This window comes from Acinetobacter lwoffii (assembly GCF_049367455.1).
GTDB lineage: Bacteria > Pseudomonadota > Gammaproteobacteria > Pseudomonadales > Moraxellaceae > Acinetobacter > Acinetobacter lwoffii_W.
On sequence record NZ_JBMPXW010000001.1, the window covers coordinates 819,112 to 832,216 of the forward strand.

Here is a 13,105-nt window from a genome sequence, read left to right on the forward strand (position 1 = left end):
AAACGTATAACACCGTTTTAAATTTACAGGTGTGCACCGTTGAAACTTGTGCTTGCTCCCATGGAAGGCTTAACCGATCCGATTATGCGTGATGTGCTGACATCCGTAGGTAGCTTTGACTGGTGCGTGACCGAGTTTATCCGTGTCACCGACTCCATTCTGCCCGATCATATTTATCATACTTACTGCCCTGAACTGTTGAATGATGGCAAGACGGCGGCAGGTACACCGGTACATGTCCAATTCTTAGGAAATAATCCGGAGATGCTGGCAGCGAATGCCGCCAAAGTGGCAGCCATGGGTGCACCGGCAATTGACATGAATTTTGGCTGTCCGGCCAAAACTGTGAACCGTCATCGCGGTGGCTCAGTCCTGCTCGATGAACCAGAAGTGGTGCATGAGCTGGTTAAAGCCGTGCGTGATGCCGTCCCTGCGCATATTCCGGTTTCCGCCAAAATGCGTCTGGGTTATATGGACCGCAATTTCATGCTGGAAAATGCCCATGCGATTGAAGATGCCGGAGCTTCCTGGGTCACCGTGCATGCGCGCACCAAAGCCGATGGCTATACTCCGCCCGCATTCTGGGACCAGCTACAACCGATTCGTGAGACACTTAAGATCAATGTGATCGCCAATGGTGAAATCTGGAACAATACCGATGCCAAACAGTGCCGTCTGGAATCCAGTTGCGAAGATCTGATGATTGGCCGTGGTGCAGTGACTACACCCGACCTGACCCAATGTATCCGTCAAAACTCGGATGCACCTTTGATGAACTGGAATGAACTACTGCAACTACAAATTCGTTTTATCAACGGCCCAGCCAAAACTGAGATCGGGATGGTCGGTCGTTACAAGCAATGGCTCGGCATGATGTCGAAACATTATCCTGAAGCCAAAGCATTATGGGATGAAGTAAAACGGATTAAAGTTCTGGCCGAGATTACCGAAAAACTGAAAGCTTCAAATATTTAAAACCAAAAAGCCTTTGAATGATTCAAAGGCTTTTTTATGAGTCCGTAAAAAACTTATGACTGCTTACGCTGCTTTAAATACCACTTCAAAATAAATCCAATCACAAAGTATGGATAGATTAATTTCCACTAGATATTCTAATTTTTCATTTTTTTAACTTTGTAGATATTAAAGTTTTTTCATAAATCATTTTTTATAATCACTATAAAGGAAATTCCCTCTCCTTGTAGGAGAGGGCTAGGGAGAGGTTTTACCCCTCACATCACATTGCGAGGCAGTGCTTCTTATCCCAGAGGGAGAAGAAGCTTTTAATATTCATTTAAATATCAATAGAACGATCATTTTTTGATTTATAAAAGAGATCTATGGATGCGTTCGCTCAATATTTAACAGGATTTCTTTTTTATCCAAACCGCCGGCAAATCCTACCAGCTTGCCACTGCGACCAATCACGCGATGACAGGGTGTAATAATCGAAATCGGGTTTTTGCCATTGGCTGCACCCACGGCACGTACCGCCTTGATATTACCCACCTGTTCAGCAATGTCGCGATAACTTCGCGTTTGTCCATAGGGAATATTCAGTAAAGCCTGCCAGACTTTTTTCTGAAAATCAGTACCGGCAAAGTCCAAAGGCAAGTCAAAAACATTGCGCTGACCAGCAAAATATTCTTGGAGCTGGCGTCTGGTTTCAATCAATACCGGATGCTGCGGATCTTCAACCAAGGTCGCCAGTTTCACCCGATTCGGCTGTTCACAATCCCAAAGCACGGCCACCAGCGCGGTTTCATTCGCGACTAGTCGTAACTGACCTACGGGAGAATCCATATAGAGATAACTTAAGTTCATGATGGCGCCCTGTCCCAATCACTGAGTTCATTTTCTATATTAACCCAGTACCGAGACAGGCAGAAACAAATTATGAAGAGGATACTTTCATCAGCACCAGACCGGAAATGATGAGTACGGCAGCCAGCATACGCAATGCTGTAGCAGGTTCACCTACAACCCAAATACCGATGAGAAATGAACCCACTGCACCAATCCCGGTCCAGATCGTATAGGCTGTACCTAGCGGCAAAGTACGCATCGCATAAGCCAGTAAAGCAAAACTCAGTACCATGAAGACAATGGTAATAATACTTGGGGTAAGTCTGGTAAATCCTTCAGACAGCTTCATCGAATATGCCCAAACGATTTCAAAAATACCCGCAAGAATAAGTACGATCCAGGCCATGCAGCCCTCCTCCTTTTATATAAGAATCAGGCCGTCCTGACGATTTTTCCTGTAAATTCCGATACGCAATTCACAAGGGAGGTCGTTCCTCCTAGGTGTAAAAATTTTATAAAACCGCGTTGCAGCAATCTGGCTATTTTTACAAAACATGACTTTTCGAGATACAACTTAACTTTGTCTTACTCAAATCTTCACGACATTCATGGCTACTCTGGTTATGGTAGATCTTGAAAATGCCAAGTCAGAAATAGTTCTAATAATCGGGCAATTCACCCACAACAATGACATGAGAATGGACTCAGAATCTTAAGTTATACACATCAATTAAATTTAAACTTTGTCTGGAGTAATTACATAATGAAACACAAATATGCGAGACATTGATCACTTTTTGCTTGGTTCTATTATTAACCTATGGTGAATAAACAACCACCAAAGACAAGGGTTATAAGCGATAAAAAAGAACCCAATTTGAGTTCTTTTTATACAAATTTTGTCTAAATCGCAATCAATCAGGCTACAAACGATTACATTTTATGCAACATATCCATATGGTTATCAACATAGATATCTACACACTTATCCATAAAGTTATCCACATATTTGTGCACTTATGAGTTTTTAACGATTACAATTGAACCTGACCTACTCTCGCTAATTCCGCACGCATTTCATCAATCACAGCTTTATAATCCGGCTTGCCAAAAATAGCTGAACCTGCCACAAACATATCGGCACCCGCTTCGGCAATTTCACGAATATTGCTTGGCGTAACGCCACCATCGACTTCCAGACGAATCTCACGACCTGAGGCATCAATCAGTTTGCGTGCCTGACGTAATTTATCCAAAGTCATTGGAATAAATTTCTGTCCGCCAAAGCCCGGGTTCACGCTCATGAGCAGGATTTGATCGACTTTATCCAGCACATAGTCCAGGTAATGCAGTGGCGTTGCTGGGTTAAATACCAGACCCGCTTTGGCACCACCTGATTTGATCAACTGTAAAGAACGGTCAATATGATCAGATGCTTCCGGGTGGAAAGTAATGATATCAGCACCTGCTTCAAGGAAATCTCCGATCATGCGATCCACCGGCTTAACCATCAAATGCACATCAATGGGCGCCTTGATCCCATAATTTTTCAAGGCCTTGCAAACACCCGCACCAAAAGTCAGGTTCGGCACATAATGGTTATCCATGACATCAAAATGGACAACGTCTGCACCTGCTTCCAACACGTTCTCGACTTCTTCACCTAAACGGGCAAAGTCAGCAGATAAAATAGAAGGGGCAATTAAATAAGGCTTGGACATGGGAGAACCTGGCTTGTTGAAATTGGATTTTTCCCATTATATCAAATCCGCTCCGGCTACTGTGATTCGATGTTGCAAGATTAAAACGCTGTGTAACGCTTTGAGGCTTATGCCGACATCACCGCCTGGTTTAAAGTGCAGGATAATGATGAATAGTGTAGAAGACTGATGAAAAGTATTGCCCATATCCAGACGCAACAAGCTTCACGAATTGCCAAACGCCTGGCCAATCACTGGAAACATAAATTTAATATTGATGAAACCGAACAAAATTTCCTGATTCATTTTCCAAGTGCGGAAGTGAACCTGATCCCAGAGGCAGATCATCTTACCGTAACGATTCAAAGCACAGATGAATTTACTGACCTGAATAAACTCGAAAATGTCGTGCTGGATCATCTGATCCGTATGGGACAGGAACATCTGACTGCCGACTGGCAAAGATAGGGACTAAAATGCCTTGATGATCAAGGCATAGCAATGATCAGAAACTAAATACGATGATTCGCCTGTTCATTAAAGGCATGAATACGCTGAATCCTTTTATCCAGTTCGGGATGTGATTCCAGATATTTTTTAAACTTCCCGATCAGGCGAATCCATTTCAGTTCGGTTTCTGTCAGATGCCGGTCTTTTCCATCGATATTGAGAGTGAAATTTTTCATTTTTAAGGTTTGCGATTCCTCTGCCAGTATTCTGGCATTTTCCACCCGCTGCAAAAAATTAGACAAGTGAATACTGGAAATCTGCTGTTGATGCCAATGCTGCATGGCATAGTCATCGGCATCCAGTTCAATCGCCTGCGAATATCCGGCATCGGTCAACACGACTACAGATGCGGTGACCACATCACTTAAATCTCCAGTCACCAAGGCAAACAGTCCCGCCGCCCCCAGATTAGAAATCACTTTCTGCATGCTGTGCTTCTGTACCAGATGGCCTTGTTCGTGGGCCAGTACTGCAAGGACTTCCTCATCGGTGCCGCTGATTTTCACCAGTTCATCAGTCACAATAATGGTGTTATTCGGGATGGCTGCGGCATTCATGCCCATGCTTGATCCACCTTGACGGAAAATAATTTTTGCAGGTTTTCCTACAGCAATCTTTTGTTCATACAAAGTTTTTAATCGCATCTGCTGTTCTTCCGGTAGTGTACTTGGTTGGGTCTGGGCAATTAACTGCTGCTCTGTCCGGTTGCCTACTTCAACCAGAGTCTGCTCCGGAAGGAATTTTGCCAGCTGTTTGGCACTATAAGGAATCCCCCATTTTAAAATCACAATCACTGCACTAATCACGATGATCATGGAAAAGAAAATCAGGATCGGTGAACGTTCAAACTTCCAGATTGCATGATAAATATCTTTATGTTTAATCCCGAGCCAATGTGGCGCTTTGCTTAAAAACTCAATCCGACGTTCTTCAGGTAACTCAATAATCGGTTTACGACCACCGACACCACCAATGTAGGCCATGTCCGGATAAGAAAAATAAAAATCTGCAGCGCTAACTTGTGCTGGAACATCCTCATCAAGTTTCAAGGCAATTCCTTGTTGCTGATCCGGCACAATCCAGGCACGGCGGGCTTCAGCGAGAATTCCATCATAAAACTTAACTTCAACAGGTCGTTTCATCACATTTACTCCTATAGCGACGCATCGAAATCAAATACGTCCAGGATTTCATCGGCCAAAGCACTCGGATCAGGTTGCAAGATATGCTCAAGATTAGCTTCATCTTCTGCCACATATAGTTCTAAGTGTTTTAACTGATATTCATATAAACGGATGGCAGCCCAAGGCGTCATTAAGCCCAGACTAAGAACACGCACTATCCAGTTGCTCAGCACAATCCAGCTATAACGCCAGGTAGTTACCCGTGTTTTAAAGTAACTTTGACCAAGCTCTACATGATTCCAGGTATATATATAAACGTGCAGAGATCATCGGCCAGACCAAGGCCAGACAAAATAGATAGCTCAATACAATACCCAAGGTAAACAGGTTTGTACCGATCAAATCGACCCAGTAAACGATTGCTGCACTCCATGCGATACCAATCACCAGACACAGACATAAGGGAACATAGACTGCTGACATAAATTTAGACAACTGAATCCCTAGTCTGAACTGAAGTTGTCCGATCGATAAATGATTAAAGCAGTAACGTTTGTATAGCCAGATCACCACTGGGCTGAAAAGAAACAGAGTAAAAATATTAACCAATATCGCGAGCCATAAGACTCTATAGGCTTCCCGATTACTTCCACTAAAATGAAACCGGACATTACCATATTTACTATTCCGAGCCTTAAATTTCAGGGTCATACGAATTAACCAAGGTAGACAGATCGCAGCAATCAGCAATAATGAACTGGTGGCCAAGATGGAGTAATTGGTCAAGATCACTGTTACCACATACAGCTCCAATGCCAGTAGACGACCTAGTAGAATTCGGCTTGGCATGGCAATGAAGTCAAAGCGATGTTTTAACAATTGGGTATTACCGTAGAAATAACGCATACGGCGTGCCTTTGCCCAAGGGCTATACAAAGTAAGCGTAATAATGGTTAACATCAGATTCACCATCCAGATACCAAAATATTCGGATGCACTGCCATGAAATCTGAATCCATAACGCTGATATTTGGGGCGGACTGAAGGCGTGGCTTCAGTCGAAAAACTTGAAGCAGCTGGAAATAATGGCTCACTGACACGAATACCGTCTGCTGTCTGCTGCATGACGACCCCAATTTTTTATACTTTTATACACTTGATACTAAAAGAAAAAACCCCAAAATGTAAAAACATTTTGGAGGTTTTTTAATCTTTTTAGTACTGCTAGATGTGTGCAGTCTTGCTTTAAGGATTTAACTGCACGGCATGGAATTGCAAATGGTCATCTACGAAACTTTGAATAAAGTAATAACCATGATCATAGCCCTGATGTTCACGCAAAGTTAGCGGCTGGTTGACGGCATCACAAGCTTGCTGAAACAAGGCTGGATTAAGCTGACTATAGAACTGATCCGAAAAACCCTGATCAATCAGGATATCGCTAAATAATGCGCCCTTTTCTTGAACCAAAGCGGTCGCATCATGTTCGAGCCATGCCTCTTTCTCAGTACCCAGATAATTCGAGAATGCCTTGTCACCCCAAGGACACTGACTCGGTGCACAAATCGGTGCAAAGGCTGAAACAGATTTAAATTTTTCTGGATATTTATATGCCAAGGTCAATGCGCCATGACCGCCCATAGAGTGGCCGAAGATGCCGATCTTGCCGGGATGAATCACGAACTCCTCAGTGACCAGTGCATAAAGCTCATCGACAATAAAGCTTTCCATCTGATAATGTTCAGCCCATGGTGCCTGAGTGGCATTAATATAAAAACCTGCACCCTGACCGATATCCCAGTTGTCGCCTTCTGCCACGCTTTCACCACGTGGTGAGGTATCTGGTGTAATCAGAATCAAGCCAAGTTGTGCCGCCAAACGTTGTGCATGCGCCTTGATGGCAAAGGTTTCTTCGGTACAGGTCAAACCTGCCAGATAGAATAATGCCGGACAGCTGTGACCTTCTAAAGCTTGAGGCGGCAGAAAAATGCCAAATTTAGTCGGTGTTTTAAGATAGCGTGAATCAAAACGATAAATCCGCTGTTCACCTTCAAAGCTTCTATTGTTCTGTATAAGTTCCATGGCTATTCCTTATTATTGCAACCGGTCTGTGGATGACATTGATCTAGGGAGATGATGTCGCCGTACTGGTTTGTGGAAATAAACGTTGCTCCAGTTGTGGCAACATCAATTCCATATTCTTACCGATGACCCATTGCGGTTCTGATGGCTCAAAACCTTGAGCCGATTCCCATTTTGCTACAGTATCTGTGGCCTGTGCGAAAGCGCTTTGCAAGCTGCTATTTTCACGCATGGCTTCATCAAAGAACGCACGACCAAAATAGGTATAATCCGCTTCATTCGAACAGCCAAAAGACTGACGGTCGGCTGCAGAAGCCGTAATCACCAAAGTATTGTCATTCTGTAAGGCTGAAGCAAAACTGCCTGAAAAACAGGCCGAGATTACGATCACGCGCCAACGTATGCCTGATGCATCTAGTGTTTCACGCAACCATTTTGGATCAACCTGCGCCAGATCCAGTGGGGCATTTTCCATTTCAAATACATTCGGCAAACCGTGAGAGGTCATATATAAAAATAATACGTCACTTTCACGGTTCATCTGCTGCCCCATACGGCGCAATGTCAGCTCCATACTGGTTTTGGAAGCAATCGGCATAGTGGTACGTGTCGCTGGGTGATTGACCAAGGCAATCGATCGGCCAAAAGTACCAAAACGGGTATCAAACTGCTCTTTAATCCGCTCAACTTCAGAATGGAATACATCCTGATAGCTCGCTCCAGCTACTCCCATGAAATACCAGTGTGACTGTGCAAATTCACCATACTCGATATTTTCCAGCGCTTTATTCAGCAAAGTTGGCTGGGCATAGAAAGCATCTTCGGCAAAACTCGGTGGAATTTCTTCGACTTTCCAGATCGGCTGATCTTTAACTGAAATCTGCCAGACCACCAAGGTAAACAGGGTCGCCAGCATAATCAGCGCACGTTCCCACCACGGCCATTTTAATTCTCGCGAGATGACCCAGACCACTGCCAGACTTTGCCAGACAAACAGCATGACAAAGAGCGTTGGAATATAGTCGTAAAGGATATAAGGCAGATAATCCAGATCACCCAGATACTGAATCAGACACTGGAACAGCATGATATGGGTATCTAACACCAACCATAACAAGGCTGGCACCAGCATCAAGCGTGGATTATTGACCCGTTGCGACAGAAAAATACCGACAATCAGGGCAATGAAAGGCCAAAGCGCATAACTAATCAAACCTTGAGAGTTAAAATCTCCCATACGGCCTGAACTGAGCCAGCTAAACAAACTGTTGGCGCAGCCACCCAAGATCCCCCAGAACACCAATTGCATGATGGATGGACGGACCAGTTGTAAAGAACGCCTCGACCCCAGAAATAACCACATCCCGGCAATTTGGTTGCTCTTAAAATCGTGCCAAAAATTAATGGAGGGTTTAAAGTCGATCATAGGATTTCAAGGAGATGAGTGGCTCGCTAATGTGCTGAATAAGTTTATGCTTGATAAGTATTTAATCAATGCTAATTTTAAATATATAACAAATCTTTGCTTAATAAAGAAGCCATTATCCTATTCAGCTACAAGTTCATGCTGAAAATACGCATCAAAGCGACAAGCATCGCCTTGCCATTGATGATTTGGCTCTTTTCCGGCCAGAAATACCGCCAGACGCGGACGTTTGACCACGACACGTTTGCCAATTTTCTGTGCCAGTTCCAGAAGATTATCGCCCAGATCCATTTCACCATCTTCAGGCAATAACATATGCAACAGCTGCATCTGTTTTTTGACCTGCGCCTGCTTTTTGACTGCCTGCTGGTTTTGATCCCGCTGTGGAAACATTGGATCAAGATAAACTACATCGACAACTTTATGCTGCTGGGCCTGTTGCTGCAGATAATCGGCTGAATCAGAAAAGACCAAATGAATCCGTGATACGACCTGACTCAGGAATGCATCCGACTGGGCACGTATATGGCTATCTTCAAGCAAGGTGAATAAAATCGGATGCCGTTCAACCAGAGTCACTTTCGCACCTAAATGTGCCATCAACAGACTGTCATGTCCCAGACCCGCAGTCGCATCAACCAAGCTTGGTTTTTCACTTAAATTACAGGCACGTGCAATCATTTCAGATTTCAAAGATGCGCGTTTTAAACGCCCGGTTTCCGCTTGCCAGTCCGGTTGCATCTTCATGCCATTGGCACATAACCAGAGTCCGTCAGCATCGACACAAAGTGCCAGTTCAGGATTTAAACGGAAAAAACGTGCATTAAGTTTTTCAACAGTTTCAATCTCGACCTGTACCCCACGAGAAGAAAGCACAGCCTCAAAGTGCTGTGCTTTCTCTTGATAGTCAGATTCGGCATATAAGCGAATCATGCTTACCATAATTTCCAACCTGTATAGGCAAATAATAAAATCAGCAGACCCGAAGCAATACGATACCAGGCAAAGATCATAAAGTCGCGTTTGGCCACATAAGCGACCAGCGCACGGATTAATATCAATGCCGAGATAAAGGAAACCAGAAGCCCAACTCCGATCACGGTCCAGTCTTCAGTCGTATTTAACACATCATAGCTTTGATAAAGGTCCAGCAGGCCAGCGCCGATAATGACCGGAATACCCAAGAAAAATGAAAATTCAGTCGCTGCCTTACGGGACACACCGAGGAACATCGCACCGATAATGGTTGCGCCTGAACGGGAAGTACCCGGTATCAAGGATAGAACCTGAATTAGGCCAATCCAGATCGCATCTCTAATGCTGAGTTCTTCAACTTCATGGACACGGACTTGTGGTGGATTCTTTTCAATCCAGATAATGATCAGACCACCGACAATTAAACCAATGGCAATCGCAATATCATTAAACAGTAATTGTTTGACGGTTTGTCCCAGCGTCAGACCAATCAATATAATCGGAATAGAAGCCAGAATCAGGCCAATGCCTAAACGGCGACCTTGCGGTTCACCGCTGACAATCCCGGTCGCTGCACCCCAAAGACGTGCCCAATATTCATAAATAACGGCAGCAATTGCCCCCATCTGGATCGCGATGACGAATACATCACTCTTTTCCTTGGTCCAGAAATTCATTAATTCTGATGCCAAAATCAAATGGCCGGTACTGGAAATAGGCAAAAACTCGGTAATGCCTTCGATAATACCCATGATGGCCGCTTTGAGTAGCAGTAAAAGATCCATGCTTTATCCTAATTAATTATGCTTTGCCTTGTTCTGGAATTTTTTTCCACGCGTTATCGCGTAAATATACGGGTAATGCTAATTCTGCACTCACCCAGTTTTCTGCTTGTGCCGCTGAACGTGCAATGCTAGCGATATCCTGTGCGGTCGCATGCACATCTTTATAAATTGAAGTTTCGCTTTGTACCAGTTCAGCACCTGAGCCAACCGAGGTAAAGCGCACAGCTTGGCTGCCTTCTGCATAACTTAATAGTTGTTCTTCATCGACCGGTTGCATAATCCCTTGTGCATCCAGTTGATAGCTTGCGATATAAACTTCGCTCATGCGCGCATCCAATACCGCAGACACTTCAGTCAGACCATGCAAACGGTAGGCTGCTTGTGCCAAAGCCTGCAAAGTTGACACCGGAATCACCGGCACATCATTTGACCAGGCCAAGGCCTGAGTCACGGCAGCATTAATACGCACACCGCTAAAAGAACCCGGACCACGACTAAAGGCAATCGCGGTCAAATCAGCAATGGCCAGTCCAAGATTTTGCAAACCTTGTTCAATCATCGGGAGAATCGTTTGCGTTTGTGCCTTGGCGCGCGCATCAAGCTGAAAAAATAGTTCTTGAGTATCATCGATTACAGAAACGGAACACTGCTCATTGGCAGTCTCCAATGCCAGCACTTTCATGCACAACCTTAATTCAGAGAATATAAAAAACGCGGATATGATACTCCACTCATATCCGCTACGCGAGATTTTCCCGAAACAGATACAAAAATGCCTAGAAAATCTAGGCTTATGATTCACTTATTAAAAGAGTGCCTTAGAGTTGCACTTCTTCCAAGTCCTGAAATTTCTGAAAATGCTCGGCATAATGCATGGCGCTCATTGTTAATTTTTGAATACTGTCTTCATCCAGCGTTTTCACCACTTTACCGGGTGAGCCCATCACCACTGAATTGTCTGGAATCACCTTACCTTCAGGAATCAAGGCATTGGCCCCGATAATACAATTCTTACCAATCACGGCATTGTTCAAAATGACGGCCTGAATTCCGATCAGGCTGTTATCGCCAATGGTACAACCATGCAGCATGGCCTGATGCCCAATTGTCACATAATTGCCAATATTCATCTCGATACCGGCATCCGTATGCAGTACTGCATTTTCCTGCACATTACTAAAGTCACCCAATTTAATTTTACTGTTATCTGCACGTACTACGGCACCGAACCAGACACTGACTTGTCGTCCAAGCTCAACTTGTCCAATCACTGTTGCCGTTGGTGCCACCCAGCCATCCCAGGGCTGATGTGTAGCGGTAGGTATATGTCCCTGAAATTTATACAACATTGATAAAATCCTGTTCAATGGTTAAAAAAATTTGGAGCGTTTAAAGGTTGGCGAATTAAGCAAGAATGGCCAGTCTTTTTTATAATCCAGCCCATATTGAAATAAAGAAATCAGCATACGTGCGGTCAATCCCCAGACCACTTCATTTTCTACCCGCATACTCGGAAAATATAAAGATTGCTGGGCAAAACGAACTTCATAAGGCGTGGGCGTCACTTCAAGCAAATGTTGTAATGAAGCAAAGAAAATCCGGTCAATTTCCGTCGGTTGTGGAATCAGCTTCACTTGCGGAGGAATCAGTCCCACAATCGGTTTGACCAGCATGCCATTGCGGGCTTTTTGCATGGGTAAGTCACCCATTAAATGTACATCAAAAGGATTGAGTGCCGTTTCCTCATAGGCTTCTCTTAGAGCCACCACAATATTACTGGTATCTTGCGGATCGCGCTTCCCGCCCGGAAATGAGACTTCTCCAGCATGATTATTCAAATAAGCTGAACGGCGTGTCAGCAATACTTTCGGGTCAGCTTCATCTGTAATTGCAATCAACACGGCAGCATGCGCAGATCGGATACGCTTGGAAAAACGTAAGCGTTGCTGCAACCTTTGTGTCAATTCACATGCATCCATTCTTTCAGCCCTAGCAATGATCATAATTTCATCATAGCTGATTTTAGTCTGGGCGGGAGAGAAATGATGCCAAATTTTAGTTTTTCAGTTATCCTGAGCATACTTTTATCATTGATGATGAATATGAACTTCTGTGTGAATTGTGGACATAAAACCACTGCTAAAATTCCTTTGGGCGATCAGCAAATCCGCAGCGTATGTGATTCATGCGGCTCTATTCATTACATTAATCCGAAAGTGATTTGTGGTGCTTTAGTCTTATTCGAAAACAAAGTACTGTTATGCCGTCGTGCCATTGAACCACGCTACGGCTTATGGACTTTACCTGCTGGCTATATGGAACTGTTTGAAACCATGGAACAAGGGGCTGCCCGGGAAACCCGCGAAGAAGCCGAAGCTGAAGTAGACATTGAACAGCTGTACTGTATGTATAACATTCCACGTATTGGTCAGATTTATGTGCTGTTTAAAGCCAATCTGATTGATGGAAAATTTGGTGCGGGTGAAGAGACCATCGAAACACGTTTATTTGATGAAGCAGATATTCCCTGGACCGAACTTGCCTTCCCGAGTGTAGAACATACTCTCAGACATTATTTTGAAGACCGTAAAAATAATATTTTTCCAATGCATCTGGAAACCTTAGGCACACGTCTAGACCATACCGGTTAAATCTAATATGCATAAAAAATCCCATACCAAGATGGGATTTTTTATT

14 protein-coding genes and 1 pseudogene are annotated in these 13,105 nt (G+C 44.0%); 3 read left to right on the forward strand and 12 right to left on the reverse strand.

Annotation, left to right across the window (positions count from 1 at the left end):
* Positions 1–39 precede the first annotated feature (39 nt).
* Complete coding sequence (locus tag ACO1B7_RS03990; protein WP_174893523.1) at positions 40–975, forward strand: tRNA-dihydrouridine synthase; 936 nt, start codon at positions 40–42, stop codon at positions 973–975.
* Between the two features lie 363 nt (positions 976–1,338).
* On the opposite strand, the gene ACO1B7_RS03995 is transcribed toward ACO1B7_RS03990, so the two are convergent.
* The 3 genes from ACO1B7_RS03995 to rpe form a co-directional block, all read right to left on the reverse strand.
* A complete protein-coding gene (locus tag ACO1B7_RS03995) occupies positions 1,339–1,824 on the reverse strand; it encodes a methylated-DNA--[protein]-cysteine S-methyltransferase (RefSeq protein ID WP_155861752.1) in 486 nt (161 codons plus the stop codon).
* 70 nt (positions 1,825–1,894) lie between these two features.
* The gene (locus tag ACO1B7_RS04000; protein WP_155861751.1) at positions 1,895–2,212 is read right to left on the reverse strand and encodes a DMT family transporter; all 318 of its coding nucleotides are present in this window, start codon (positions 2,210–2,212) and stop codon (positions 1,895–1,897) included.
* Between the two features lie 628 nt (positions 2,213–2,840).
* On the reverse strand, positions 2,841–3,527 hold the full coding sequence (rpe, locus tag ACO1B7_RS04005; RefSeq protein ID WP_155861750.1) for a ribulose-phosphate 3-epimerase: 687 nt from the start codon (positions 3,525–3,527) through the stop codon (positions 2,841–2,843).
* Between the two features lie 168 nt (positions 3,528–3,695).
* Here rpe and ACO1B7_RS04010 point away from each other — a divergent pair, with 168 nt between their 5' ends.
* A complete protein-coding gene (locus ACO1B7_RS04010) occupies positions 3,696–3,974 on the forward strand; it encodes a DUF2218 domain-containing protein (RefSeq protein ID WP_004730701.1) in 279 nt (92 codons plus the stop codon).
* A 44-nt stretch (positions 3,975–4,018) separates the two neighbouring features.
* Here ACO1B7_RS04010 and ACO1B7_RS04015 read toward each other — a convergent pair whose 3' ends face one another.
* The 9 genes and pseudogenes from ACO1B7_RS04015 to ACO1B7_RS04055 form a co-directional block, all read right to left on the reverse strand.
* Positions 4,019–5,158 carry a M48 family metallopeptidase gene (locus ACO1B7_RS04015; protein WP_423089831.1) on the reverse strand — a complete coding sequence of 380 codons (1,140 nt, stop codon included), beginning with the start codon at positions 5,156–5,158 and terminating at the stop codon, positions 4,019–4,021.
* 11 nt (positions 5,159–5,169) lie between these two features.
* Positions 5,170–6,265 (reverse strand): annotated as a pseudogene (locus ACO1B7_RS04020) (YjgN family protein).
* Between the two features lie 120 nt (positions 6,266–6,385).
* A complete protein-coding gene (gene fghA, locus ACO1B7_RS04025; protein ID WP_155861748.1) occupies positions 6,386–7,222 on the reverse strand; it encodes an S-formylglutathione hydrolase in 837 nt (278 codons plus the stop codon).
* Between the two features lie 43 nt (positions 7,223–7,265).
* Positions 7,266–8,648, reverse strand: coding sequence for a C13 family peptidase (locus ACO1B7_RS04030; RefSeq protein ID WP_155861747.1), 1,383 nt, complete (start codon positions 8,646–8,648; stop codon positions 7,266–7,268).
* A gap of 120 nt (positions 8,649–8,768) precedes the next feature.
* Complete coding sequence (locus ACO1B7_RS04035) at positions 8,769–9,590, reverse strand: class I SAM-dependent methyltransferase (protein ID WP_155861746.1); 822 nt, start codon at positions 9,588–9,590, stop codon at positions 8,769–8,771.
* Positions 9,584–10,408 (reverse strand): undecaprenyl-diphosphate phosphatase, encoded by an 825-nt coding sequence (locus tag ACO1B7_RS04040; protein WP_004279167.1) that lies wholly within the window; start codon positions 10,406–10,408, stop codon positions 9,584–9,586. The genes ACO1B7_RS04035 and ACO1B7_RS04040 overlap by 7 nt, the downstream gene beginning before the upstream one ends.
* Positions 10,409–10,424: 16 nt before the next feature.
* The gene (gene tsaB / locus ACO1B7_RS04045) at positions 10,425–11,090 is read right to left on the reverse strand and encodes a tRNA (adenosine(37)-N6)-threonylcarbamoyltransferase complex dimerization subunit type 1 TsaB (protein WP_155861745.1); all 666 of its coding nucleotides are present in this window, start codon (positions 11,088–11,090) and stop codon (positions 10,425–10,427) included.
* 136 nt (positions 11,091–11,226) lie between these two features.
* Positions 11,227–11,754 carry a gamma carbonic anhydrase family protein gene (locus tag ACO1B7_RS04050; protein WP_171501498.1) on the reverse strand — a complete coding sequence of 176 codons (528 nt, stop codon included), beginning with the start codon at positions 11,752–11,754 and terminating at the stop codon, positions 11,227–11,229.
* Between the two features lie 24 nt (positions 11,755–11,778).
* Complete coding sequence (locus ACO1B7_RS04055; protein WP_004279164.1) at positions 11,779–12,387, reverse strand: NUDIX hydrolase; 609 nt, start codon at positions 12,385–12,387, stop codon at positions 11,779–11,781.
* A 123-nt stretch (positions 12,388–12,510) separates the two neighbouring features.
* Between ACO1B7_RS04055 and ACO1B7_RS04060 the strand changes: the two genes are divergently transcribed.
* Positions 12,511–13,059, forward strand: coding sequence for an NUDIX hydrolase (locus ACO1B7_RS04060; protein WP_161785319.1), 549 nt, complete (start codon positions 12,511–12,513; stop codon positions 13,057–13,059).
* Positions 13,060–13,105 lie beyond the last annotated feature (46 nt).

Excerpts from the sequence above, each read along its gene's own strand:
- ACO1B7_RS03995 (WP_155861752.1), bottom strand. The coding sequence starts at position 1,824 with ATGAACTTAAGTTATCTCTATATGGATTCTCCCGTAGGTCAGTTACGA.
- ACO1B7_RS04000 (WP_155861751.1), bottom strand. The coding sequence starts at position 2,212 with ATGGCCTGGATCGTACTTATTCTTGCGGGTATTTTTGAAATCGTTTGG.
- rpe (WP_155861750.1), bottom strand. The coding sequence starts at position 3,527 with ATGTCCAAGCCTTATTTAATTGCCCCTTCTATTTTATCTGCTGACTTT.
- ACO1B7_RS04010 (WP_004730701.1), top strand. The coding sequence starts at position 3,696 with ATGAAAAGTATTGCCCATATCCAGACGCAACAAGCTTCACGAATTGCC.
- ACO1B7_RS04015 (WP_423089831.1), bottom strand. The coding sequence starts at position 5,158 with ATGAAACGACCTGTTGAAGTTAAGTTTTATGATGGAATTCTCGCTGAA.
- fghA (WP_155861748.1), bottom strand. The coding sequence starts at position 7,222 with ATGGAACTTATACAGAACAATAGAAGCTTTGAAGGTGAACAGCGGATT.
- ACO1B7_RS04030 (WP_155861747.1), bottom strand. The coding sequence starts at position 8,648 with ATGATCGACTTTAAACCCTCCATTAATTTTTGGCACGATTTTAAGAGC.
- ACO1B7_RS04035 (WP_155861746.1), bottom strand. The coding sequence starts at position 9,590 with ATGGTAAGCATGATTCGCTTATATGCCGAATCTGACTATCAAGAGAAA.
- ACO1B7_RS04040 (WP_004279167.1), bottom strand. The coding sequence starts at position 10,408 with ATGGATCTTTTACTGCTACTCAAAGCGGCCATCATGGGTATTATCGAA.
- tsaB (WP_155861745.1), bottom strand. The coding sequence starts at position 11,090 with ATGAAAGTGCTGGCATTGGAGACTGCCAATGAGCAGTGTTCCGTTTCT.
- ACO1B7_RS04055 (WP_004279164.1), bottom strand. The coding sequence starts at position 12,387 with ATGGATGCATGTGAATTGACACAAAGGTTGCAGCAACGCTTACGTTTT.
- ACO1B7_RS04060 (WP_161785319.1), top strand. The coding sequence starts at position 12,511 with ATGAACTTCTGTGTGAATTGTGGACATAAAACCACTGCTAAAATTCCT.